Annotated in this window: 20 protein-coding genes; 11 read left to right on the top strand and 9 right to left on the bottom strand. The window is 63.4% G+C overall.

What is annotated here, in order from left to right; translation table 11 throughout:
• Positions 1-114 precede the first annotated feature (114 nt).
• Together AC04SG_RS02670 and AC04SG_RS02665 are read right to left on the bottom strand one after the other, a co-directional pair.
• The gene (locus AC04SG_RS02670; protein ID WP_488549807.1) at positions 115-1,488 is read right to left on the bottom strand and encodes an aminotransferase class III-fold pyridoxal phosphate-dependent enzyme; all 1,374 of its coding nucleotides are present in this window, start codon (positions 1,486-1,488) and stop codon (positions 115-117) included.
• A 13-nt stretch (positions 1,489-1,501) separates the two neighbouring features.
• A complete protein-coding gene (locus AC04SG_RS02665) occupies positions 1,502-2,341 on the bottom strand; it encodes a GNAT family N-acetyltransferase (RefSeq protein WP_192259763.1) in 840 nt (279 codons plus the stop codon).
• A 320-nt stretch (positions 2,342-2,661) separates the two neighbouring features.
• Here AC04SG_RS02665 and AC04SG_RS02660 point away from each other — a divergent pair, with 320 nt between their 5' ends.
• Both AC04SG_RS02660 and AC04SG_RS02655 read left to right on the top strand, forming a co-directional pair.
• Positions 2,662-3,330, top strand: a complete 669-nt coding sequence (locus AC04SG_RS02660; RefSeq protein WP_192259761.1) for a haloacid dehalogenase type II — start codon at positions 2,662-2,664, stop codon at positions 3,328-3,330.
• A gap of 17 nt (positions 3,331-3,347) precedes the next feature.
• Positions 3,348-4,622, top strand: coding sequence for an NAD(P)/FAD-dependent oxidoreductase (locus AC04SG_RS02655; RefSeq protein ID WP_488549806.1), 1,275 nt, complete (start codon positions 3,348-3,350; stop codon positions 4,620-4,622).
• 39 nt (positions 4,623-4,661) lie between these two features.
• On the opposite strand, the gene AC04SG_RS02650 is transcribed toward AC04SG_RS02655, so the two are convergent.
• The 6 genes from AC04SG_RS02650 to argE all read right to left on the bottom strand — a co-directional run bounded on the left by AC04SG_RS02650 (position 4,662) and on the right by argE (position 11,240).
• Entirely contained in the window at positions 4,662-6,119 is a 1,458-nt protein-coding gene (locus tag AC04SG_RS02650; RefSeq protein WP_488549805.1) for an NAD-dependent succinate-semialdehyde dehydrogenase, read from the bottom strand.
• Between the two features lie 17 nt (positions 6,120-6,136).
• Positions 6,137-7,180 carry a tartrate dehydrogenase gene (locus tag AC04SG_RS02645; protein ID WP_488549804.1) on the bottom strand — a complete coding sequence of 348 codons (1,044 nt, stop codon included), beginning with the start codon at positions 7,178-7,180 and terminating at the stop codon, positions 6,137-6,139.
• Between the two features lie 10 nt (positions 7,181-7,190).
• Positions 7,191-8,654: an aldehyde dehydrogenase family protein gene (locus tag AC04SG_RS02640; RefSeq protein WP_488549803.1), complete on the bottom strand. Its 1,464-nt coding sequence runs from the start codon at positions 8,652-8,654 to the stop codon at positions 7,191-7,193.
• A gap of 149 nt (positions 8,655-8,803) precedes the next feature.
• Positions 8,804-9,157 carry a cupin domain-containing protein gene (locus tag AC04SG_RS02635; RefSeq protein ID WP_112563097.1) on the bottom strand — a complete coding sequence of 118 codons (354 nt, stop codon included), beginning with the start codon at positions 9,155-9,157 and terminating at the stop codon, positions 8,804-8,806.
• A gap of 23 nt (positions 9,158-9,180) precedes the next feature.
• On the bottom strand, positions 9,181-10,104 hold the full coding sequence (locus AC04SG_RS02630; protein ID WP_488549802.1) for a 2-hydroxyacid dehydrogenase: 924 nt from the start codon (positions 10,102-10,104) through the stop codon (positions 9,181-9,183).
• Positions 10,105-10,115: 11 nt separating this feature from the next.
• Complete coding sequence (argE, locus tag AC04SG_RS02625; protein ID WP_488549801.1) at positions 10,116-11,240, bottom strand: acetylornithine deacetylase; 1,125 nt, start codon at positions 11,238-11,240, stop codon at positions 10,116-10,118.
• A 240-nt stretch (positions 11,241-11,480) separates the two neighbouring features.
• Between argE and AC04SG_RS02620 the strand changes: the two genes are divergently transcribed.
• The 8 genes from AC04SG_RS02620 to apnL all read left to right on the top strand — a co-directional run bounded on the left by AC04SG_RS02620 (position 11,481) and on the right by apnL (position 21,441).
• Positions 11,481-12,383, top strand: a complete 903-nt coding sequence (locus AC04SG_RS02620; protein ID WP_488549800.1) for a GNAT family N-acetyltransferase — start codon at positions 11,481-11,483, stop codon at positions 12,381-12,383.
• A gap of 740 nt (positions 12,384-13,123) precedes the next feature.
• The gene (locus tag AC04SG_RS02615) at positions 13,124-13,951 is read left to right on the top strand and encodes a phosphogluconate dehydrogenase C-terminal domain-containing protein (protein WP_488549799.1); all 828 of its coding nucleotides are present in this window, start codon (positions 13,124-13,126) and stop codon (positions 13,949-13,951) included.
• A 333-nt stretch (positions 13,952-14,284) separates the two neighbouring features.
• Positions 14,285-15,226, top strand: coding sequence for a substrate-binding domain-containing protein (locus AC04SG_RS02610; protein ID WP_488549798.1), 942 nt, complete (start codon positions 14,285-14,287; stop codon positions 15,224-15,226).
• Positions 15,227-15,319: 93 nt separating this feature from the next.
• Positions 15,320-15,964, top strand: coding sequence for a DUF2291 family protein (locus AC04SG_RS02605; RefSeq protein WP_436262040.1), 645 nt, complete (start codon positions 15,320-15,322; stop codon positions 15,962-15,964).
• Positions 15,961-17,508, top strand: a complete 1,548-nt coding sequence (locus AC04SG_RS02600; protein WP_488549797.1) for a sugar ABC transporter ATP-binding protein — start codon at positions 15,961-15,963, stop codon at positions 17,506-17,508. Before AC04SG_RS02605 ends, AC04SG_RS02600 begins: the two co-directional genes overlap by 4 nt.
• On the top strand, positions 17,505-18,569 hold the full coding sequence (locus AC04SG_RS02595; RefSeq protein ID WP_488549796.1) for an ABC transporter permease: 1,065 nt from the start codon (positions 17,505-17,507) through the stop codon (positions 18,567-18,569). Before AC04SG_RS02600 ends, AC04SG_RS02595 begins: the two co-directional genes overlap by 4 nt.
• Before the next feature lie 2 nt (positions 18,570-18,571).
• Positions 18,572-19,606: a Gfo/Idh/MocA family protein gene (locus AC04SG_RS02590; RefSeq protein ID WP_488549795.1), complete on the top strand. Its 1,035-nt coding sequence runs from the start codon at positions 18,572-18,574 to the stop codon at positions 19,604-19,606.
• Positions 19,603-21,441 carry a D-apionate lactonase gene (apnL, locus tag AC04SG_RS02585; protein ID WP_488549794.1) on the top strand — a complete coding sequence of 613 codons (1,839 nt, stop codon included), beginning with the start codon at positions 19,603-19,605 and terminating at the stop codon, positions 21,439-21,441. The genes AC04SG_RS02590 and apnL overlap by 4 nt, the downstream gene beginning before the upstream one ends.
• A gap of 1 nt (position 21,442) precedes the next feature.
• Here apnL and AC04SG_RS02580 read toward each other — a convergent pair whose 3' ends face one another.
• Entirely contained in the window at positions 21,443-22,156 is a 714-nt protein-coding gene (locus AC04SG_RS02580) for a transcriptional regulator NanR (RefSeq protein WP_488549793.1), read from the bottom strand.
• 187 nt (positions 22,157-22,343) lie between these two features.
• On the opposite strand from AC04SG_RS02580, the gene oiaX reads away from it, so the two are divergent.
• Positions 22,344-23,594, top strand: coding sequence for a 3-oxo-isoapionate-4-phosphate decarboxylase OiaX (gene oiaX / locus AC04SG_RS02575; RefSeq protein WP_488549792.1), 1,251 nt, complete (start codon positions 22,344-22,346; stop codon positions 23,592-23,594).
• Position 23,595: the final 1 nt, after the last annotated feature.

The following is a 23,595-nucleotide window of genomic DNA, read 5'->3' as shown; positions in this document are numbered from 1 at the left end:
GCAGTCTGGCACTTCCCCCGCGCCGGATTCGCCGAAAAGGCGCTGGGCTGCGGCACAAAATTGCGAAATCGTCTGCCCCGGCGCTATTTCGAAACACGTGGTATTTGTCGCCCGTCATGCCAGGGCCTGGCGGACGTCGGCATCGTCCAGCGTCTGGTCGAGTGTCCGGCGCGTGCGCTCGATGATCGCATCGATGTCGTCGTCGGTGCAGCAGAGCGGGGGAGCGTAGCCGATAACCCCGTTGGCAAAGGCACGGATGATCAGGCCATTGTCCCACGCCCTGTCGAAGACGCGCCGCGCCGGCACGGCCGATGCGGGAAGCGGTGTCTTCTTCCTTTTGTCGACCACAAGTTCGATCGCGGCAAGCATCCCGCGACCGCGAACATCGCCGACGAGCGGGTGATCGCTCAGGCTTTCCAATCCCGCCATCAGGCGAGCGCCGGCCTTGATGCCATTCTCCAGAAGGCCGCCTTCATAGAGCTTCAACACCTCGAGCGCGACGGCGGCGCTGACGGGATGGGCGGAATAGGTGTAGCCGTGGCCGACCGCCGAAGCGCCCGCGCCGTCGGCGATGACATTATAGACATGATCGGTCATGAACACGGCGCCCATTGGAACATAGCCCGAGGTCAACCCTTTCGCGGTCGTCATGAAGTCGGGAACGATGTCCTCCTCCGTGCAGGCGAACAGGGGGCCGGTGCGGCCGAAGCCGGTGATCACCTCGTCGGCGATGAACAGGATGCCGTACTCCCGGCAGAGTTCGCGTATCGCCTTGATCCAGCCCTTCGGCGGGACGATGACGCCGCCTGAGCCCTGGATCGGTTCGGCATAGAAGGCGGCGACCCGCTCCGGTCCGAGATCCTCGATCTTGGCCTTCAATGCGGCGAGCGATGCGGCGATGATCGCGTTCCCGTCCTCGCCTACCGGGTTGCGATAGGGATAGGGGGAGGGGATCTTGTGTTGCCATTCGAGGGGAATGCCGAAACCGGCGTGAAAGGCGGGCAATGCGGTCAGGCCAGCGCCGACCACCGATGACCCGTGATAACCCAGCTCGATGGAAATGAACTGGTCGCGCCGCGGCTCGCCCCTGGCATTCCAGTAGTAGCGGACGAAACGGATCGTGCTGTCGACCGCGTCCGACCCGCCGAGCGTGAAATAGACGTGATTGAGATCCCCGGGCGCGCGCTCAGCCAGCTCCGAGGCGAGGCGGATGGCCGGCTCCGAGCCGAGGCCGAAATAGGCAGTGGCGTAGGGGAGCTCGCGCATCTGCCGGGCCGCAGCCTCGACGATGCTGTCGTGGCCGTAACCGGCGTTGACGCACCACAGCCCCGCAAAACCGTCAACGAGTTGCTTGCCGGACGCATCGGTCACGGTCGCGCCCTTCGCCGATTTCAAGACGCGCACGCCGAGCGCCTCATGGCCGCGGTATGATGAGACCGGATGGATGAGATGGGCGCGGTCGAGTTCGATCAGGGAATTGGCGAGCATTTTATCCTCCGGACTAGCCGAGCGCCTGGTTGGCGAGGGCGTAAACTTTTGGCCTGGTCTGTTCCGCGACGCTCTTGGGCGGACGGTCCATGGCCACGCCTCCGCCGACATGGGCGAGGCCGATTTCCCCGAGCCAATCGGCGATGCCGGTCCGGCTGTCGGTATCCACACGCAGGAAGGCGCCGGGGCGCGATGTGGCGAAGAAACGGATGAGTGCCTTGGCGTCCTCGACATTTCCGGCGATGACCGGGCCGATCACCTCGCCGCGTCCGAACGGGCGGATCGCCGCATAGGCCTCGATGGCGTGATTGTGGCGGATGACCGCGAATTCGCCGCGCTCGGCCAACGCATCGATCAGTGCTTCTCGGTCCGCGCCATAAGCCTCGCGGTCCATCGCTTTGATCGTCGGCAGATCATCGGCACTTGCTGCTTCCACGCCTTCAGGCGCGTCAAGCTCTGCGACCTTGCCCTGATACTGGAGAACGGTCCCAGAGGGTACGAAGCCCAGTTTCTCATAAAGAGGCATGCCGTCCGTCGTCGCTACAAGCCGCAGCGGACGGTCTTCTGCAAGAGCGAGTGCCTGTTCCATGAGCCGGCGCCCAAGCCCCTTGCCCCGCACGTTCTTGTCGACGATCACCATGTTGATCATGGCGCAATCGGCGCCGTAGGGCGTCACCAGGATGGTTCCGGTGACGCGGCCCTGGTCGTCGAGCGCGACCACGCCGCTGGAGAGCCGCAGCGCCATCTGCCAGTCCTGCGGGCGGTGCGGCCAGTTCTCCTGGCGAGAAAGCGCCACAGCGCCCTCGATATGGTCCGGCCCGAACGCCTGGAGTTGGATCTCGCCCTGCTGCATGAGGCTTCCCTTCCGTCTGATGCCAAGTCTCGGCCATCGACGCGCCGCAGATCGTCTGAAGGCGTCGGTTCCGGCGGTATCTTTCGCCGTAGCACAAGGGGTGCGCCGCATCTTGTGCTGGCGCCCTCCGCGGCGGATGCCTTTGACGCTGTGGCCGCCGCTCCGATTAACCGTCAAGATGCTACAGCGTGCCAAACCGGACGGCGGATACGGAACTTTCTGCTTTCGGGAGGGCCATTTCGGTCAGGAGGGTCGCAAACTGCCGTCCTATGATGGAATGCATCCCAACGCGAATGTGCTTCCACTGGAGATCGACGGACATGGCTTCTTTCAGGCCCAAATATATCACCTTCGACTGCTACGGCACGTTGACCAATTTCCAGATGGCGGAAGCGGCGCGAGACCTTTACGGCAGCCGGCTCGACGAACCGCGTATGCAGGAGTTCATCAAGAACTTCGCCGCCTATCGGCTCGACGAGATCATGGGTGACTGGAAGCCCTATGCCGAGGTTGTCCACAACGCGCTCGAGCGCTCCTGCAAGCGCAACCGCGTCCCCTTCAGCCCCGACGATGCCACGATGGTCTACGAGCGTGTCCCGACCTGGGGGCCTCACGCGGACGTTCCGGCCGGCCTGGCGAAGGTCGCCAAGGAAATTCCGCTGGTCATCCTGTCCAACGCCATGAACGCGCAGATCATGTCCAATGTCGAGAAGCTCGGCGCTCCGTTCCATGCCGTCTACACGGCTGAGCAAGCGCAGGCCTACAAGCCCCGGTTCAAGGGGTTCGAGTACATGCTCGACATGCTGGGTTGCGGCCCGGAAGATATTCTTCACTGCTCGTCCTCGTTCCGCTACGACCTGATGTCGGCACACGATCTCGGCATCAGGAACAAGGTCTGGGTCAACCGCGGCCACGAACCGGCAAACCCGTACTATGGTTATGTCGAGATATCAGACATTTCCGGTCTTCCGGGAGTGGTCGGGCTTTGAAACAGGGCGGATCGTCGATGAAACTGATCTCCTACTGGCACGATACCGCCCCTGTCTTTTCCGGCGGAGCGCAAGGCCCCGTCGAGGGGCACTATGATGCCGTCATCGTCGGTGGCGGCTTCACCGGTCTCGCCGCGGCGCGCCAACTGGCGAAGGACGGCGCGAAGGTGGCGGTGCTGGAGGCGGAGCGGGTGGGCTGGGGCGCATCCGGCCGCAATGGCGGGCACCTGAACAACGGCCTCGCTCACAGCTACCTCTCTGCCAAGGCGGAACTCGGCAAGGAACGCGCGATCGCGCTCTACCGCGCGCTCGACGACTCCGTCGACACCATTGAGGCGCTGGTTGCCGAAGAGGGCATCGACTGCAATTTCCGCCGCGCCGGCAAGCTGAAGCTCGCCTCCAAGCCGCAGCATTTCGAAGCGATCGCCCGCAATTTCGAAGCCCTCCATGCGGAAGTGGATCCGGATACGGCGCTGCTGTCGGCGGCCGACCTCAAATCCGAGATCGTCTCGCCCTTCCACGGCGCGATGCTGTCGAAGAAGAGCGCCATGATGCATATGGGCCGCTATGTGGCAGGCCTTGCGACAGCCGCCGCCCGCCACGGCGCCATCATCCACGAGAATGCGGCGGTGACCGACCGCAAGCAGGTCGGTGGCAGGCATGAGCTGACGACCTCCCGCGGCCGGATCAGCGCCGACAATGTGCTGGTAGCGACAGGCGCCTATACCACGCCGAATTTCGGCTATTTTCGCCGCAGGATTATCTCCGTCGGCAGCTTCATCATCGCCACGCGGCCGTTGAGCGACGCCGAGATCGCCGCGACCATGCCCGGCAACCGGACATGCGTGACCTCGATGAATATCGGCAACTACTTCCGGCTTTCACCGGACAGGCGCCTGATCTTCGGCGGTCGCGCGCGCTTCTCGGCGACATCGGACCAGCGCTCGGATTCGAAGAGCGGACAGATATTGCAGGCGGGCCTCGCGGCGATCTTCTCGCAACTCGCCAAGGTCGAGATCGACTATTGCTGGGGTGGGCTGGTCGACATGACCAAGGACCGTTTTCCGCGGGCCGGCTACCATGACGGTGTCTGGTACGCGATGGGCTATTCCGGCCACGGCGCGCAGCTTTCAACCCATCTCGGCATGATCCTGGCCGACGCGATGCTCGGCCGCGAAGACCGCAATCCGATGAAGGGGCTCGAGTGGCCTTCCATTCCCGGCTATTCCGGCAAGCCCTGGTTCCTGCCGATGGTCGGCCTCTACTACAAGGCGCTCGACCGGATCCAGTGAGCTTCGATCCGGTCCGCTCGGGCTCTCAGCCAAATTGCCTCAGCTGAGCCCGCCCATGTGGAAGCTCTTCATCTCGAGATATTCCTCGATGCCGATCTGCGCTCCCTCACGGCCGAGGCCGGACTGCTTGACGCCGCCGAAGGGGGCGACTTCCATCGAGACCGAGCCGGTGTTGAGCCCCACCATGCCGAACTCCAGCGCCTCGCCGACGCGCCAGGCGCGCTTCAGGTTCTCTGTGTAGAAGTAGGAGGCAAGGCCGTAGGGTGTGCCGTTGGCGAGCGCGATCGCCTCCTCTTCCGTCTCGAAGCGGAAAAGCGGCGCGACCGGGCCGAAGGTTTCCTCGCCGGCGAACTGCATGTCTTTTGTGGCGCCGGTCAGCACCAGCGGCGCGACATACTGAAGACCGTCGGGCAATGCCGGCCTCGTTGTGATGATCGAAGCACCCTTGGCGAGTGCGTCCTCGACATGGCGGTTGATCTTCTCGACCGCCGCCATGTTGATCATCGGCCCGATGGCGACGCCGGGCTGCGTGCCGGGCCCGACCGTCATGGCGTTGACTCGAGCAGTGAGCTTCGCTGCGAAGGCTTCGTAGACACCGGCCTGGACGAGGATGCGGTTGGCGCAGACGCAGGTCTGCCCGCCATTGCGGAACTTCGAGACAAGCGCGCCTTCGACGGCGAGATCGAGATCGGCGTCGTCGAAGACGATGAGGGGCGCGTTGCCGCCGAGTTCGAGGCTGAGCCGTTTCACGCTGTCGGCCGCACCGCGCATCAGCAGCGAACCGACCCGCGTCGAGCCGGTGAAGGAGATCTTGCGAACGGTCTCGTTCGCCATGATCTCGTTGCCGATCTCGGCCGGCATGCCGGTGACGATGTTGATGACGCCGGCGGGGATGCCCGCTCGTTCGGCAAGTACGCCGAGCGCCAGCGCCGAGTAGGGCGTGAACTCGGATGGCTTGATCACCACCGTGCAGCCGGCGGCCAGCGCCGGCGCGACCTTGCGGGTGATCATCGCATTGGGGAAGTTCCACGGCGTGATGATTCCGCAAACGCCGACCGGTTCCTTCAGCACGATGATGCGCCGGTCCGGCGTCGGCGAGGGGATGGTATGGCCGTTGATGCGGCGTGCCTCCTCCGCAAACCATTTGACGAAGGAAGCGCCGTAACGGATCTCACCCCTGGCCTCGTCCAGCGGCTTGCCCTGTTCCGTCGTCAGGATCAGCGCGAGATCGTCCAGATGCGCCAGCATCAGGCCATGCCAGGCCTCCAGGAGGCCAGCGCGCTCGGCGTTGGTCTTCTTCTTCCAACCAGCATAAGCGGACGCCGCGGCCTCGATGGCCGCCCGGGTCTCCGGACCGGCCATATCGGGCACCGTGCCGATCGCGCACTGAGTCGCCGGATCGACGACATCGACCGTCTTTCCGGAAGAGGCCGCGACCCATTTGCCGCCGATCAGGCCGGCCTCGCGGAACAGACTTTTGTCTTTCAGATTTTTCATCGAAAACGACCTTGCAATCAGGTGAGCGCCGCGACGACCGCGGCGGTGATGGCGTCCGTGCGGTCTTTGCCGGGAAGGGTGCCTATGCCTCTGGCGGTTGCGGCCTCGACCGCCTGCATGACGCGGCCGGCCGCAGCCTTTTCGCCGAGATGGTCGAGCATCATGGCGCCGGACCAGATGGTGGCGATCGGATTGGCGATGCCCAGATGCGCGATATCGGGCGCGGAGCCGTGCACAGGCTCGAACATCGACGGCGTCGAGCGGTCGGGATTGATGTTGGCGGAGGCGGCGTAGCCGAGCCCGCCCTGGATCGCTGCGCCGATGTCGGTCAGGATGTCGCCGAACAGGTTGGAGGCGACGACCACGTCGAGGCTCTCCGGCGCCATGATCATGCGCGCGGCGAGCGCGTCGACATGATAGCTGGTCACTTCGACGTCCGGATAATCCGCGGCCAGCTTTCGCGTGATGTCGTCCCAGAACACCATCGAGTATTTCTGCGCGTTGGACTTGGTGACCGAGGCGAGCTTCCGCCGCCGCGACCGCGCCTGCTCGAAGCCGAAGCGCAGGATGCGCTCGACGCCGGCGCGGGTGAAGATCGAGGTCTCTACGGCCACCTCATCCAGAGTTCCCTGATGCACGCGCCCGCCGGCGCCCGAATATTCGCCCTCGGTGTTCTCGCGGATGCACAGGATGTCGAAGCCCTCGGCCCGCAGCGGGCCCTTCACGCCCGGCAGCAGACGGTGCGGCCTGATGTTGGCATATTGCACGAACGCCTTGCGGATCGGCAGCAGCAGGCCGTGCAGCGAGACCGAATCCGGCACCTCCGCCGGCCAGCCGACCGCGCCGAGAAGGATGGCGTCGAAGCCGCGCAAGGTGTCGATGCCGTCCTGCGGCATCATGCGGCCGGTTTCCTTGAAGAAGCGGCAGGACCAGGGGAACTCGGTTCCCGTCAGCGCAAAGCCGAAGTTTTTGGCCGCGGTTTCCAGCACCATCCAGGTGGCGGCGGTCACATCGCGGCCGATGCCGTCACCTGGGATCAGGGCGATCGAATAGGACTTCATCGGCTTCTCTTCACAGGCTGATCAGGACGCTCTTGGTCCTGCGGTTGGCGAGATAGGCCTCGCGGCCGAGATCCTTGCCGATGCCGGAGCGCTTGTAGCCGCCGGTTGGCAGGATATGGTCGCGCGAGCGGCTGTAGCGGTTGACCCAGACGGTGCCCGCTTCGAGCTTGCGCGCGAAGCGGATGGTACGGGACAGGTCGGAGGTGAACAGGCCGGAAGCCAGCCCGTAGGTCGGATGGCTCGACAGCGTCAGCGCTTCTTCCTCGGTCTCGAACGTCTGGACGGTCAGGACCGGGCCGAAGATTTCCTCGATGATTGCAGGATTGGCCTGATCGACATTGGTGATCAGTGTCGGTTCGTAGAAATAGCCCGGGCTGTCCATGGCGGCGCCGCCGATCAGGCATTCGCCGCCGGCTTCGACCGCGGCTCGCACGATGCTGTCGATGCGCGCTCGCTGCCGTTCCGAGATAACAGGCGAATACTGCGTCGTCTCGTCCCAGGTCGGGCCTGGCCGCACCGCCTTCATCCGTTGCAGGATGGCGGTCGTCAGCCTGTCGGCGACACTCTTCTCGACGATCAGCCGCGTACCGGCCACACAGGCTTGGCCGGCATTGAAGGTGACGCTGCTGGCGATCGCCATTGCTGCCTTGTCGAGATCGGCATCGGCAAAAACAATCTGCGGGCTCTTGCCGCCGAGTTCCAGCGTCATTGGCTTGACGCCGGTACGAGCGACGTTCTCCATGATGGCCGAACCGGCGCGGGTCGAGCCGGTGAAGGAGACCTTGGCGATGTCGGGATGACCGGTCAGCGCCGTGCCGGTCGTCGGACCGTCGCCGACCACCACGTTTATGAGTCCTGCCGGCAGGCCCGCCCTGATCGCGAGTTCTGCCATGTAGACAGCAGAGAAGGGCGTCATTTCAGACGGCTTCAGCACGACAGCGTTGCCCGCGGCCAGCGCCGGGCCGAGCTTCCATCCGGCCATGGAGACAGGGAAGTTCCAGGGTGTGATCGCGCCGACCACGCCATAGGGCTCGCTCATGATCATGCCGAAGGTGGCGTCGTCGGTCGGCACGAGCTCGCTGCCTTCCTTGTCGGCGAACTCGGCAAAAAAGCGGATCTGTTCGGCGGTCACGGCAATGTCGCCGGCAACGAGCTGGCCGACGGGCCGCGTCGAGGACAGCGCCTCGATCCTGGCGAGCGTCTCGGCTTCCGCCTCGATCAGGTCGGCCCAGGCCTGGAGTGCTTTGGTGCGCTCGCGCGGCCGGACGCCGCCCCAGTTGCTGGCCTTAAGCACCGCCTTGGCGCTTGCCACCGCACGGTCGACCATGTCTAAGCCAGCCACAGGGCAGGCAGTATATGACCTGCCGTCCGAGGGGCGGCGCATTTCGATCCCGCCCTCGGTCGAGATCAGTTCCCCGCCGATGAGGTGGCCGACGGGGAGGGGGATTGTATCGGGATTGAAGCTTAGGCTCATCGACAACCACTCTGCGGCGTGGGCTGGAGCCTAGCGCGTGCCGGCACGCAGCATGCGCTGTTCGGCGACCTACCGCCGACGAATGTTGCGTGCCAGACGTGAGAGACGGCAAAATCTTCCGCGCAGGCCGGCATCTCACGCGGGTTCCGTTAGCCGACGGTCACGTAGATCTTGCGCACTGTTTCGATGGTCTTCCAGACACCGGTGAAGCCGGGCTTCATCACGAAGCTGTCGCCGGCGCGGTAGATCACCGTTTCACCGGCGTCGGGCGTGATTTCGACCACGCCGGACAGGATGTGGCAAAACTCGAAAGTGTCGCCCTTGATCGAGCGCGTCTCTCCCGGCGTCGCCTCCCAGACGCCGGTGTGGACGAGATCGTTCTTGGCGGCGTCCTGCGCCCAGGTCTTGAAGGCAGGGTTGCCGGCAATCAGCCGTTCGGGCAGCGCCCTGGATTCGCGCGGCGGGGAGGCAGGGCTGGTATCGACGGTCTTGAGCAGGGACAAAGGATGACCTTTCCGGTTGGGTTTCAATAGCCGCGCGACCGGTCGACGAGCCCGATAGGATCGAGACCTGCGCGGTGGCGCCTGATGTTGTCGATGACGGCGCGTGCAGCCGTCGCAGGTTGGGTGACGCTCGCGATATGCGGGGTGAGAATGATCTTCGGATGCGACCAGAACGGATGACCCGCGGGCAGCGGTTCGGGATCGGTGACGTCGATCATCGCCGCCAATAGTTGGCCGCTGTTCAGAGCCGCGACAAGCGCTTCGTGGTCGAGTTGCGGCCCTCGGCCGGTGTGGACGAGCGCCGCGCCCTTGGGCAGCTTCGCCAACAGGTCGGCATTCAGGAAACCGCGCGTATCCTCGGTCAGTGGCAGCAGGCAGATCAATATGTCGCTGGCCGCGAGCATCTCCTTCAGCCCAAGCTCGCCATGATAACAGGCCACGCCCGCGATCTGTCGAGGCGAGCGGCTCCAGCCGGCGTGCGGAAAGCCGAAGGGCTTCAGCCGGTCGAGGACGGCCTGGCCGAGTTGCCCGAGGCCAAGCACGCCGAGCCGGCGCGATCCGGCCTGGAGTTGTGCGATATCGCTCCATTCGCCGGCGCGCTGCTGCGCCAGATAGGCAGGTAGGTTGCGATGCAGCGTGAGCACGGCCAGCGTCACATACTCCTGCATCATGCGCACGATGCCTTCCTCGACCGTACGCACGATCTTCACCTGTTCCGGCACGGTATCGAAGCGGAACTGGTCCACGCCAGCGCCAATCGAAAACAGGATCTCCAGGCTCCTGTAGCGCGCGAGGTCTTCTGGCGCGGTCCAGGTGATGAGATAGCGTACCGCGTCGGGATCGACCGCTGCAGCATCCATCGTGAAGGGGACGTCCGGCAATTCTCTAGCGAATGCATCGGCGAAGACCGCCCCGCGCCCCGCATCGGAATTGAACAGGAACGTCATCCGATTTCCCTTCAAGCCGCGCAGCGGGCGCCCAGCGCCTCGATCAATCGCTGGCAGGCTGCGAGTTCGCTGGTGAGAATGTACTCATCCGGCTTGTGGGCGCGGTCGATGTCGCCCGGTCCACAGATGATCGCATCGAACCCGGCCGCCTGATAAAGTCCTGCCTCCGTGCCATAGCTGACGGCGGCGAGCGGCACCTTGCCTGTCAGCTCGCGCAGCAGTCCTGCCAGTGCCGCTTTTTGTGGCAGCGACAGGGCCGGATAAGCGCTCATCGCCGTCCACTCGACCGGAAAGCCGTCGGTTTCGAGGGCCTCGGCCCGCGCCCTGATCGGCGCGAGAAGGCTCGCCGGGTCGACACCGGGTATGGCGCGTGCCTCCAGATCCAGCGTGCAACTGTCGGGAATGATGTTGACCGACTGTCCTCCTGCGATCACACCGGCCTGCAGCGAGGAATAGGCGGGCTCGAAGGCGGAGTTGAACGGACCGCGCGTCAGCCGCTCGGCTTCGCTCACGGCCGCGCTCAGCGCTTCGGACATCGCATGGATGGCGTTGAGCCCGAGGTCAGGCCGTGAAGAATGGCCGGAGCGCCCTTTGATGATTACGCGGGCGGCCGCCTTGCCCTTGTGGCCGCGCACGGCGCGCATGCCGCTCGGCTCGCCGACGATGACGCCGAGCGGTTTTGCGCAAAGTTCGGGAAGCCGGGCGATCAGGTGTGGCACGCCGCGACATCCCACTTCCTCGTCGTAGGAGAAGGCGAGATGGATAGGTCTGGCGAGGCGCAGTCCAGCCAGCATGGGCACAGCCGCCAGCGTAGCGGCCAGAAACCCCTTCATATCCGTGGTGCCGCGTCCGTAGAGCCGTTCACCGTCCCGGCGCAGGGTGAAAGGAGCCGAACTCCACTGCGGCTCGCCGGCGGGAACGACGTCCATGTGGCCGGACAGGATGTAGCCCGGGACATCGGTGGGACCGACCGTCGCGAAAAGATTGAAACGGTCGCCTTCCGGCCCGGGCAGCACGGTGACCTTCGTTCCGTGTTCTGCGAGATGGGTCTCGATCCAGCCGGCGATATCATTGTTCGGCTTGCCGGCGACCGATGGAAAGGCGACGAGACGATCGAGGATGTCAAAGACGTCCATTCCAGCCCTCAAGGCATATCGGGTTCGCCGGAATCGGTGCCGTCGACCATAGTTGCAACATTGCCGGAAAGGATGTGCGCGTTCTGACGCGATTGCATGCCGAAAGCGGAAATGTTTCAGTTGAATCTTGCGTTAGCAGGTGGCTTTCGAGCAAATCGTACGGGTCTATTTGTTTAGCGTTGGTGGACAGAGGGTGGCTGCGGCGTGTTGCCCGTCAATTTGCGGGAATCTTTCAGAGGCATGGACTTGAAGCCGTCCGGAAACTTGAAAATCGACACCTTCTCGATGTGCATCGGCGACATCGAAGGCGTCGAGCTGGACCGGTTGCACGCGCTCTCGCTCTCCGTGGGATGGCCGCATCGCGCCGAGGATTGGCAATTCCTTCGCGAGTCGGGAGAGGGGTTCGTGGCGCTCGACGATATCGGCCGGGTTCTGGGTTCCGCCATGTGGTTCTCGCATGGCGCCGATTTCGCCACCGTGGGGATGGTCATCACCTCGCCGCGACTCCAGACGCTGGGGGCGGGGCAATGGCTGATGAAGCGGGTCTTCGACAAGGTCGCCGGCCGCGACCTGCGCCTCAATGCAACGCGCGCGGCAAGACGGCTCTATCTCTCGCTCGACTTCCAGCCGGAGAAGACCGTTTATCAATGCCAGGGCATTGCGCGATTGCAGACGATGGCCAGGCCGGCAAATACTCGAGGCGATGTCCGGACTTTGGACGCTAGCGATATTCCCGCAGCGATCGCGCTCGACGCGGCAGGATTTGGCGTGAAGCGGGCGGCGCTCATCGAAAGACTTTTCGCGCACTCGGCCGGCTATGGTCTTTTCAAGGGTGACAGGCTGAACGCGTTCGCGCTCTGTCGGCCGTTCGGGCGGGGCCATGTCGTGGGGCCGGTCGTGGCGGAAAGCGACGCGGACGCCGTGGCGATCGTCCGGCCGCACGTGGCCGACCATTCGGGGGCTTTCCTGCGGGTCGACACCCATATGGACAATGGTGAGTTGGCAGCCTTTCTGTCGCATAGCGGAATGCCGGTTTTCGACACGGTGCTGACCATGTCGATGGGCAAACGCCTCACCGATTTTACCGTCGGCGGTGCAATCACACCAAAGACCTATGCCCTCGCCAGTCAAACGCTCGGTTAGTTCAATCCAGGACGCGGGCAGTCGCGGCTGTCCACGCCTTCGCAGGCACTCTTGCGGCACCAGTAGAACTAACATCTAAAAGTATGGTTTCTGCAGCCATGCTCAAACGCAGACAACACTGGATTGTCACAGCCTTCGAAGTTGCCCAAGGCAGGCGCGCATCAACTTCCGTCTGAACGCATCGACGTCGCGACAACTTTGTTGGATTCGCTTATTCGTGACCGAAGTGCACTGACAATGGCACGCTAGTGTTCAATATCGTGTCATGGCGTAGAAAAGGCGGTGGCTCGCCGGGATCGGCGAAGCCGCGAATTACGAATTCTCCATAGCCCTTCGCCAAAATTCGCAGCAGGAACCTAAGATGCGAAAAACGCGACCGAGACCGCTCGGAAGCACTTCGCCTTGCCGGTGGTCCCATACCGCTACGGGCGGCATCGCGCTGCGGTAGTCGACGCTGCTGGGTCTTGAGCCACATCTAATCGATCGCGACTGCTTCGACCACCTCGGGCTTCCGTACACATAGAAAAATGCAACGTCCGGATCGCCGCGAGCACCCGAGAAAATGGACCTCGCAGACTTCCAGAGCGTGGGCATCGAACGTCTGGCAAAGCGGGGCAACGGGGCTCTGGTTTGGGCAAATTCTCGGCCTGTTCAACTTGCTAAAGCGTGGTAAAGTGATTATACCAGTTAATAACATGACGATCGGCACGGCCGTCGTTTAAAAATCGGAGTAGGGATACATGACGACGATTGCTTTGTTCGGTGCCGGCGGGAAGATGGGGTACCGCCTGTCGACCAATTTTCGCGGTTCGCCCTATACGATACGCCATGTCGAGGTCAGCGATGCCGGCCGCGAGCGGCTGAAGTCGGGTCTGGGCTTCGAAGCCGTCAGCGCCGATGAAGCGCTCAAAGGTGCCGATGTGGTGATCCTGGCGGTTCCCGATACGCATATCGGCAAGGTGGCCGCCAGCATAGAGAGCAAGCTTGCATCGGGCACGATGGTCGTCGTGCTCGACGCCGCCGCGCCGTTCGCCGGCCATTTGCCGAAGCGGCCGGACCTGACCTATTTTGTCACCCATCCCTGCCATCCGCCGATCTTCAACGACGAGACCGACATGGCGGCAAAAAAAGACTATTTCGGCGGCGTCAAAGCCAAGCAGCATATGGTCAGCGCGCTGATGCAGGGTCCGGAAGAGGATTTTGCCAAGGGCGAGGCGATCGCCAAGATCATCTGGGCGCCAGTGATGCGTTCGCACCGTGTCACTGTCGATCAGATGGCGTTGCTGGAGCCCGGCCTTTCGGAAACCGTATGCGCCTCGCTGCTCGTCGTCATGAAGGAAGCGGTCGATGAGGTCGTGGCGCGCGGCGTCGACAAGCAAGCTGCGCTCGATTTCCTGCTCGGCCATATGAATGTTCTTGGCGCCGTCATCTTCGGCGAAACCAAGGGTGTGTTCTCCGACGCCTGCAACAAGGCGATCGAGTTCGGCAAGCCGGTGCTAATGCGCGACAACTGGAAGCGGGTGTTCGAGCCGGAAGAGATCGCCGCGAGCATTCAGCGCATCACCTGAGAAAGGCCAAGTCAGGTGCTCGCCGGAGCGTCTCGATGCCTCGGGGCATCGCAGCCGACGCTCAGCCTCGGTCGCATCAGGTACATATCATCTGAATTTGTGATTGACTCATCATACCAGTTGGCTTAGCTGTTGTTGACTCGGATCGATAAGGTTTCGCAGGGAGTTCGAAGCCTGGACGAGTGGAGGACGGCCGGGGAGCAACGATCCGTCAGTGGAAGCCGGCAAACGGCTTTTGAGCCTGAATCGATCAGCGTCCCGCGCTGCGTAACGAATTCGAATGCAGACAGTGGCCTTGGTTGATCAAGGCCGTTTTTCAAACGGGAGGACATCATGAAACTCACACGCAGAATGACACTTGCGGCTTTTGCCGGAATGCTGGCGCTTGGCACCGCGGCACCCGCCTATGCGGCGGATCTCATTGCAATCATCACGCCCTCGCATGACAATCCGTTCTTCAAGGCGGAAGCCGTCGGTGCCGAAGCCAAGGCCAAGGAACTCGGCTACGAAGCGCTGGTGCTCGTCCATGACGACGATGCCAACAAGCAGTCCGAACTGATCGACACCGCGATCGGTCGCGGCGCCAAGGCGATCATCCTCGATAATGCCGGCGCCGACGCCACCGTCGCCGCCGTGCAGAAGGCCAAGGACGCGGGCGTGCCTTCGTTCCTGATCGACCGCGAGATCAACGCCACCGGAGTCGCCGTCGCGCAGATCGTCTCCAACAACTACCAGGGCGCCCAGCTCGGCGCGCAGGAATTCGTCAAGCTGATGGGCGAGAAGGGCAATTTCGTCGAACTGGTCGGCAAGGAATCCGACACCAATGCCGGCATCCGCTCCAAGGGCTATCACGACGTCATCGACGACTATCTGGACCTGAAGATGGTCGCCCAGCAATCGGCCAACTGGAGCCAGACCGAAGCCTACACCAAGATGGAATCGATCCTGCAGGCCAACCCCGACATCAAGGGCGTCATCTCCGGCAACGATACGATGGCGATGGGCGCCTATGCGGCGCTGGTCGCGGCGAACCGGAAGGACGTCATCGTCGTCGGCTTCGACGGATCGAACGACGTGCGCGACTCGATCACCGCGGGCGGCATCAAGGCAACCGTGCTGCAGCCGGCCTATGCGCAGGCGCAGATGGCGGTAGAGCAGGCCAACGACTTCATCAAGAACAAGAAGTCGCCGGCCAAGGAAAAGCAGTTGATGGACTGCGTCCTAGTCAATGGCGACAATGCTCCCAAGCTGGAAACTTTTGCGCTGACCAACTGAGCCGGCGATATGAATAGCGAGGGACGACCCATGGGTCGTCCCTCGCCGCCATTTTCCGTGGGGGCCGACCGCCGTGCTGAACAACAGGCCATCATGCTGAACAACAAGCCGATCTGGCCGATCCTTGCCGCGACACTCGGCATCAGCCTTACCGCCTGCAAGATTCTTCCGACTCCCTCGGGAGACAGCGGCAGCAGCACCGCGTTCAACCCCGACAAGATGGTCGAGGAGATCTGGGTGGCGAAGGTCGTGCCCTATCTCCAGCGGAAAGCCGGGCCGTTTGCCGAGGTTCACGCGCTGGCGAAAACCGATCCCGCTTCTGCCGGCGCCAAATATGGCAATCCAAACAAGCAGGCAAATTCGCCTTGGACCTTCGCGGTTCGCGTTGAGGGCAAGATCATTGCCGCCAACACGGCGTCGCGCGCGGCGACGATGGATATCGATGTCGACGGCGACGGCAAGGCAGATGCGAGGGTGCAGATCGGACCGGCGATGCGGGGAACCGCGCTGCGCGACAGCCTCGATTTCATCCAGTTCAACGATTTTACCAACCAGATCGATTTTGCCCAGTTCGGCAAGGCGTTCAACGCCTATGCGGACAAGGCCGTGCTTTCCAAACTGCCGCGCGAGGCGCTGGAGGGCCGGACCGCCAAGGTTCTTGGCGCCTATACGCTCGAAAGCGGCCAGGACCTGCCGCTGGTGACGCCGGCGGAGGCAGAAATCGGGCCGAAGCGATGAGCGCTGTGGTTGCTCACGATGTCATCCTGAAGCTGGAAGACGTCTCCAAGGTCTATTCCGGCACCGTCGCGGTCAAGCGGGCGAATTTCGAGGTGCGCAAGGGCGCGGTCAATGTGCTGGTCGGTGAAAATGGCGCCGGCAAATCGACGCTGATGAAGATCATCGCCGGCGTCGAACAGCCGACGCTCGGCCGGATCCTTCTGGAAGGGGAGGAGGTCTCCTTCTCATCGTCGGGAGATGCGGTGAACCGCGGCATCGGCATGGTGTTCCAGGAGCTGAACCTGTTCGGCAATCTGACCGTCGCCGAAAACATCTTTGCCACGCGCGAGATCACCAACCGGTTCCGCAAGATAGACCGCAAGGAGCAGGAGCGCCGTGCCGCACAATTTCTCGAACGCCTGCAGGCCGGCATAAGGCCCGATATGCTGGTCGAGGATCTGCGCATCGGCCAGCAGCAGTTGGTCGAGATTGCCAAGGCGGTTTCGCTCGATGCGCGTATCCTGATCATGGACGAGCCGACCTCGGCGCTGAGTGCGGCGGAAGTCGAGATCCTGTTCAAGGTGATCGCCGACCTCAAGGCGCGTGGCGTTGCCATCGTCTACATCTCGCACCGGCTGGAAGAACTGACCCGCATCGGCGACTACATCACCGTGCTGCGCGATGGGCACATCACCGGCCAGGAGGAGATGAGAAACGTCGACACGCGGTGGATCGTGCGGCAGATGATCGGCTCCGACGCCAAGGATTTTGCCAAGGCCGACGGCCATGTTCCCGGCGAAGAGATATTCCGCGCCGAGGACATCTGCCTACCGCGCGCGACCGGCGGGCTTGCAGTCGACCACGTCTCGCTGTCGCTGCGCGCCGGCGAAATCCTCGGTATCTACGGCCTGATGGGCGCCGGGCGCAGCGAATTGTTCGACTGCATCATGGGCCGCCACGGCCAGGCCACCGGCGCGATCTTCATTGCTGGCAAAAGGGTCAAGGAGCGCGACACGACGCGGCGCATCCGGCGCGGGCTGGCGCTGATCCCCGAAGACCGCCAGCGCGAAGGGCTGGTGTCGATCCTCTCGGTCGCCAGCAATCTGACGCTGGCCAGCCTGTCGCGCTTTGTCCGGCTGTTTCATATTCGCGGCGGCCCCGAAAGGCAGGCGGTGACGCAGATGGTGCGGGAACTGGCGATCAAGGTTGCCGACCCGGCGCAGGACGTCTCGTCGCTGTCCGGCGGCAACCAGCAGAAGGTGGTGATCGGCAAGGCGCTGCTCACCGGCCCCAAAGTGCTGCTGATGGATGAGCCCAGCCGTGGCATCGACGTCGGCGCCAAGGCGGATGTCTTCCGCACCATGCGCAAGCTGTCGCGCGACGGACTGGGCATTCTCTTCGCTACCTCCGATCTCGATGAGGTGATGGCGCTGTCCGACCGGATCGCGGTGATGAGCAATGGAAAACTGACGGGCATGTTCGAGCGCGCCGAGGCGACGGAGGCGGCCCTTGTCGCCGCCTCCGCACTTGGCCACGGACCGGCCCCGCACACGGAGAACCCATGACTGATATCCCGGCCAAGGCGGCTGTCCCCTCCGTCTCGAGCGGCTCGCTGTTGCTCACGCTGATGAAGGCGAGGACTTTCATCGCGCTGATCGCCGTGCTGATCTTCTTTTCGTTCGCGGCACCGAACTTCCTGTCGACCGCGAATCTGATCCTGATGTCGAAACATGTGGCGCTGAACGCATTCCTGGCCATGGGCATGACCTTTGTCATCATCACCGGCGGCATCGACCTGTCGGTCGGCTCGATCGTCGGCCTGTGCGGCATGGTCGCTGGCTATCTCGTGCTCAACGGCATCGACCTGCAATTCGGCTACACGATCTATTTCAACGTCTTCGAGATTGCGCTGATCACGCTGGCGGTCGGCATATTGATCGGCGCCGTCAACGGATTGCTGATCACCAGGCTGAACGTCGCGCCGTTCATCGCCACGCTTGGCGTGCTCTACGTCGCGCGCGGCCTGGCGCTGCTGTCGTCGGATGGCCGCACCTTCCCCAATCTGGTCGGCAAGCCGGAACTCGGCACCACCGGCTTCGGTTTTCTCGGCGCCGGCCGGGTGCTCGGCCTGCCGGTGGCGATCTGGATACTGATCGTCGTTGCACTGGCGGCAGCCTATCTCGCCAGATATACGCCGCTCGGCCGCCACATCTTCGCCGTCGGCGGCAACGAGCGGGCGTCGCGAATTTCGGGCGTCCGTGTCAACATGGTAAAAATGTTCGTCTACATGTTCTCCGGTTTCTGCGCGGCGATCGTCGGCCTCATCATCTCGTCCGAGCTGATGGCCTCGCATCCGGCGACGGGCGAGAGCTTCGAGTTGAACGCCATCGCGGCTGCCGTGCTCGGCGGCACGTCGATGTCGGGTGGACGCGGCACGATCGGCGGCACCATCGTCGGCGCCTTCGTCATCGGCATCCTCTCCGACGGGCTGGTGATGATGGGGGTCAGCTCGTTCTGGCAGATGGTGATCAAGGGCCTCGTCATCATCGTCGCCGTCGTCGTCGACCAGGCACAGCGCCGGCTGCAGAGCCGCGTGACACTGATGCAGATGGCAAAGGCAGGGTGAGTATGGCGGAGTTGCGGGGAGCGCTGATCGGTTGCGGCTTCTTTGCCGTCAACCAGATGCATGCCTGGCGTGACATTGAAGGCGCCTCGATCGTCGCCATTTGCGACCGCGATCCGGACCGGCTGCGGATCGTCGGCGACCAGTTCGGTATTACGAAGCGCTATATCGATGCCGCCGAACTTTTTGCCGACGAAAGCCTGGATTTCGTCGATATCGCCACCACGACGCCCAGCCATCGTCCGCTGGTGGAGATGGCGGCGCGTTACCGTGTACCGGTGATCTGCCAAAAGCCGTTCGCGCCGACGTTGGCCGACGCCAAGGCGATGGTGAAGGCCTGCGCTGATGCTGGCGTACCGCTGATGGTGCATGAGAATTTTCGGTGGCAATCGCCGATCCAGGCAGTGCGCGCCGTGCTCGACAGCGGCAAGATCGGCACGCCCTTCTTCGGCCGCATCTCCTTCCGCTCCGCCTATGACGTGTTTTCCGGCCAGCCCTATCTCGCCAAGGGAAAGCGCTTCATCATCGAGGATCTCGGCATCCACAGCCTTGACATTGCCCGGTTCCTGCTGGGCGATGTGTCGACGATCACGACACGAACCGTGCGCATCAACCCTGATATCGCCGGCGAAGATGTCGCGACGATGTTGATGGACCACAAGAACGGCGCGACGTCGGTCGTCGACTGCAGCTACGCGACAAAGCTTGCCGTCGAGCCGTTTCCCGAAACGCTGATCGAGATCGACGGCAGCGACGGCACGATCCGCCTGGCGCAAGGATACCGGCTCACCGTCACCGGCAAGAGCGGCACGAAGATCATAGACGTTTCGCCGCCGCTGCTGCCCTGGGCGTCGCGGCCCTGGCACAACATCCAGGAGAGCGTCGTCGCGATTCAACAGCACTGGGTCGACTGCCTGGCAAAGGGGACTGAGCCGGCGACCTCGGGCGCGGACAATCTCCAAACCTTTGCGCTTGTCGAGGCGGCCTATCTGGGCGCCCAGAGCCACGAACCTGTCCACCTCGATGCCTTGCTGAAATGACAGCCGACGCCTTTCTCCTCTACGGCACACGCGTGGTCGAGGCCGAGCCAGTCAGGCTGAGTGCGGGCCCGCTCAGCGCCGACTTCGTCAATGGCAATCTGCGCACCATCCGCCATGGCGGCGCCGAAGTGCTCCGCGCCATCGCCTATATTGTGCGCGACCGCGACTGGGGCACTTACGAGCCTGAACTGACCGACCTTGTCATCGACCAGGACTCAGACGCCTTTTCGGTCAGCTATTCGGCAAGCTGCACGGGGCCGGACGCAGGCCGGCTCGGCTTTCGCGCCACCATCAAGGGCTCCGCCAGCGGCGAACTGGTGTTCGACGTCAGCGCTCTGCCCGAGAGCGATTTCGAGACCAATCGCTGCGGCTTCTGCATCCTGCATCCGATCGCCGGCCTGGCCGGCAGCCCGGTCACGGTCGAGCATACCGATGGCAGCGTGGTGGCGACGAAGCTGCCGCTGTTGATCGATCCCTGGCAGCCCTTCAAGGATTTGCGCGCCATTTCTCATGAGGTTCGGCCCGGCGTCACCGCCGAATGCCGGATGGAGGGCGACACTTTCGAGATGGAAGACCAGCGCAACTGGTCGGATGCGTCCTACAAGACCTATGTCCGGCCGCTGGCGCTGCCATGGCCCTACGTGTTGCCTGCCGGTCGACCCGTCAGGCAGACGATCAGCCTGCGCATCATCGGCGGGGGGAAAATACCGGCTGTCGCGGCAAGCACCGAACCGGTGCGCATCGAACTCGGCGAGCCCGGGCAGAGGCTGCCGGATATCGGCGTGATCATCTACCCGGATGACGTGGAGGCCGCGCTTGCAAACCTTCCGACATTGGCCGCGCTGGGCCCGCAGCAACTTGTCTTCCACTACGACCCGACACGTGGCCATGGGCTGGGTGCGTTGCAGTCCTTTGCAAAACTTGCCGCCGCCTATCCAGTGCAGACGACGCTGGAATGCGTCGTTGCCTGCGCGGGCGATCTCGACGCCGAGCTTTCAGGCGTCGCCGGCATGGCGCGCCAGGCAGGGCTGAAACTCTCGGCCATCGCCGTCTCGCCTTCCGTCGACCGGCAGTCGACGCCGCCGGGCAGCGCGTGGCCGGACTGTCCGCCGCTCGAAGACGTTTATGCCGCTGCTCGTCGCGCCTTTCCTGGTATCCGGCTTGGCGGTGGCATGTTCAGCTATTTCACCGAACTCAACCGTAAGCGCGTGCCGGCCGGCTTGCTGGATTTCGTCACCCACTGCACCTGCCCGATCGTGCACGCCGCCGACGATCTCAGCGTCATGCAGTCACTGGAGGCGCTGCCCTTCATCACGCGATCTGCGCGGGCGATCTTCGGAGAAAAACCCTACCGCATCGGCCCGTCGACGATTGCCATGCGCCAGAACCCCTATGGCGGCGCGACCAAGGCCAATCCCGGGGGACAGCGCATCGCCATGGCCGACCGTGACCCGCGCCATGCCGGACTGTTCGCCGCCGCGTGGACGATCGGCTATGCCGCGCGCGTCGCGCCGGTTGGACTGGAGCAACTCACGCTCTCCGGCTTCACTGGACCGTTCGGCGTGCTGGCGGCGTCCGGAGAATCCGTCGCGGAAGGATCACCCCGGCCGATCTTCGATGCCATCAAGGGGCTTTGCGAAATGGCCGGCCTTTCGCATGTGTCGGCAACGACGAGCGATGAGACCAAGGTGCTGGCGCTGGCTGGCCGCGCCGCCTCGGGCAAGATCATCTTGTGGCTGGTGAACCTGACAGCGGGCGACGTGCCGGTCGACATCTCAGCGCTTGGTCGGGAGCAATTCTTGATGGCGCCTTACGCGATCGCGCGGATCAGCTAAGCTATTTTTCGGAATTCATCACATAGAGCGCGCGGGAGCGCTCGAGATGCTTGATCATCGCCTTCTCGGCGCCGTCGGCATCCTTCTTCTCGATGCGGTCGATGATCTCTTCGTGCTCGGTCAGCGTGAACTTTTCCTTGCCGGTCCAGATCAGCATTTCCGTATGATATTCCTTCAGCCAACCGAGCATCGCCTCGCTGACGGCGACATAGATCGGGTTGCCTGAAATCGCCGCGATCTGGGTGTGAAACTTCATGTCGGCGGAGATGAAGGCTTCGGAATCGCCGCGATAGCCGCGCTGTTCGGCAATTGTGGCCCGCAGTCGCTCAACGTCCTCGGCGGTGGCGTTTTCGGCAGCTTCCCTGACCATACCGCGCTCGAAGAAGATGCGCGCGGTTTTCAGGTGTTCCAGCGTGTCCTTCGACGACGACAGGATGATCTTGGCCGCGCCATCGACCTGTTTGATGATCGACTTGGCGGTCAGCTGCAGCACCTTGGCGCGCTCGCCATGCGAGATCGCGACCAGGCCCATATTGCTCAGCGCCTGCATCGCCTCGCGGATCGCGGGACGGCCGACCTCGAAGCGCTCCATCAGTTCGCGCTCCGAAGGCATATCGTCGCCCGGCGTCAGTTCGCCGCTGGTGATCAGGCGCTTCAGCCGCAAAAACACTTCATCGGAAAGCTTGCGCCGGACGATCGGCTCCGAACGGTTCATCGTCGCGAATCACTCCCTTGACCGGTGTCTATCTAGCACTGCCGTCACGATTTCCAGAATGCCTGCCAGCCAATCAGCCCATATCTTGCGAGCAGGATATTGCTTGCAAAGCTTATGTACTCATTATACCAGATTTCGACGATCAAGGAACTCTTTTCGAACCTCCTTCGGCCTCAGACAACGAACCATGATCACGCTCACCTACCGCATCGAGACATCAGGCAGCATCGAGGCGCTGGCGGCCAAGATCGCCAGCGACCAGTCGACCGGAACCTTCGTTGCGCTGCCCGGTGAGACCGAGGAACTCAAGGCCAGAGTGGCGGCGCGCGTTCTCGCCATACGCCATCTGCCTGAGGCTGACAGGCCCTCCATTCCCGAGGCCGGTGACGGGCCGTTCAAGCGCGCGGATGTCGACATCGCCTTTCCGTTCGATGCCATCGGCACCGACCTGTCAGCGCTGATGACGATTGCCATTGGCGGCGCCTATTCGATCAAGGGCCCGTCCGGCATTCGCGTCGTCGACATGAAGCTGCCGGAGCAATATCGCGGCGCTCATCCAGGTCCGCAGTTCGGCGTCGCCGGCAGCCGCCGGCTGACCGGCGTCACGGATCGGCCGATCATCGGCACCATCGTCAAGCCGGCGCTGGGGCTGCGGCCGCACGAGACCGCCGCAATGGTGGGTGAGCTGATCGCCGCCGGCGTCGATTTCATCAAGGATGACGAGAAGCTGATGAGCCCGGCCTATTCGCCCTTGGCGGAACGGGTGAGGGCGATCATGCCGCTGATCCTCGACCATGAGCAGAAGACCGGCAAGAAGGTGATGTATGCCTTCGGCATTTCGCATGCCGATCCGGACGAGATGATGCGCAATCACGACTTTGTCGCCAAGGCCGGTGGCAATTGCGCGGTGGTCAACATCAATTCCATCGGCTTCGGCGGCATGGCCTTTCTCAGGAAGCGCTCCAGCCTGGTGCTGCACGCCCATCGCAACGGCTGGGATATCCTCACCCGCCATCCCGGCCTCGGCATGGACTTCAAGGTCTGGCAGCAATTCTGGCGGCTGCTCGGCGTCGACCAGTTCCAGATCAACGGTATCCAGTCGAAATACTGGGAGCCGGACGCGTCTTTCGTCGAATCCTTCAAGGCGGTGACGACACCGATCTTTTTGCCTGAGGACTGCGCGCTGCCAGTGGCCGGCTCCGGCCAGTGGGGCGGGCAGGCGCCCGAGACCTATGCACGAACCGGCCGCACGGTCGACCTGCTCTATCTGTGCGGCGGGGGCATCGTCAGCCATCCGGACGGGCCGGGCGCCGGCGTGCGCGCCGTGCAGCAGGCCTGGCAAGCTGCGGTCGACGGCATTTCGCTGGCGGAGTTCGCCTTGGGCCATCCTGAGCTGGCGCGGTCGATCGAAAAATTCGGCGACGGCAAGGCAGCCTGAA

The organism is Mesorhizobium sp. CNPSo 4684 (assembly GCF_057784315.1).
This window is presented reverse-complemented; position numbering and strand designations above follow the sequence as displayed.

Coding starts and splice junctions, on each gene's coding strand:
- AC04SG_RS02670 (WP_488549807.1), bottom strand. CDS start 1,488: ATGCTCGCCAATTCCCTGATCGAACTCGACCGCGCCCATCTCATCCAT.
- AC04SG_RS02665 (WP_192259763.1), bottom strand. CDS start 2,341: ATGCAGCAGGGCGAGATCCAACTCCAGGCGTTCGGGCCGGACCATATC.
- AC04SG_RS02660 (WP_192259761.1), top strand. CDS start 2,662: ATGGCTTCTTTCAGGCCCAAATATATCACCTTCGACTGCTACGGCACG.
- AC04SG_RS02655 (WP_488549806.1), top strand. CDS start 3,348: ATGAAACTGATCTCCTACTGGCACGATACCGCCCCTGTCTTTTCCGGC.
- AC04SG_RS02650 (WP_488549805.1), bottom strand. CDS start 6,119: ATGAAAAATCTGAAAGACAAAAGTCTGTTCCGCGAGGCCGGCCTGATC.
- AC04SG_RS02645 (WP_488549804.1), bottom strand. CDS start 7,180: ATGAAGTCCTATTCGATCGCCCTGATCCCAGGTGACGGCATCGGCCGC.
- AC04SG_RS02640 (WP_488549803.1), bottom strand. CDS start 8,654: ATGAGCCTAAGCTTCAATCCCGATACAATCCCCCTCCCCGTCGGCCAC.
- AC04SG_RS02630 (WP_488549802.1), bottom strand. CDS start 10,104: ATGACGTTCCTGTTCAATTCCGATGCGGGGCGCGGGGCGGTCTTCGCC.
- argE (WP_488549801.1), bottom strand. CDS start 11,240: ATGGACGTCTTTGACATCCTCGATCGTCTCGTCGCCTTTCCATCGGTC.
- AC04SG_RS02620 (WP_488549800.1), top strand. CDS start 11,481: ATGGACTTGAAGCCGTCCGGAAACTTGAAAATCGACACCTTCTCGATG.
- AC04SG_RS02615 (WP_488549799.1), top strand. CDS start 13,124: ATGACGACGATTGCTTTGTTCGGTGCCGGCGGGAAGATGGGGTACCGC.
- AC04SG_RS02610 (WP_488549798.1), top strand. CDS start 14,285: ATGAAACTCACACGCAGAATGACACTTGCGGCTTTTGCCGGAATGCTG.
- AC04SG_RS02605 (WP_436262040.1), top strand. CDS start 15,320: ATGCTGAACAACAAGCCGATCTGGCCGATCCTTGCCGCGACACTCGGC.
- AC04SG_RS02600 (WP_488549797.1), top strand. CDS start 15,961: ATGAGCGCTGTGGTTGCTCACGATGTCATCCTGAAGCTGGAAGACGTC.
- AC04SG_RS02595 (WP_488549796.1), top strand. CDS start 17,505: ATGACTGATATCCCGGCCAAGGCGGCTGTCCCCTCCGTCTCGAGCGGC.
- AC04SG_RS02590 (WP_488549795.1), top strand. CDS start 18,572: ATGGCGGAGTTGCGGGGAGCGCTGATCGGTTGCGGCTTCTTTGCCGTC.
- apnL (WP_488549794.1), top strand. CDS start 19,603: ATGACAGCCGACGCCTTTCTCCTCTACGGCACACGCGTGGTCGAGGCC.
- AC04SG_RS02580 (WP_488549793.1), bottom strand. CDS start 22,156: ATGAACCGTTCGGAGCCGATCGTCCGGCGCAAGCTTTCCGATGAAGTG.
- oiaX (WP_488549792.1), top strand. CDS start 22,344: ATGATCACGCTCACCTACCGCATCGAGACATCAGGCAGCATCGAGGCG.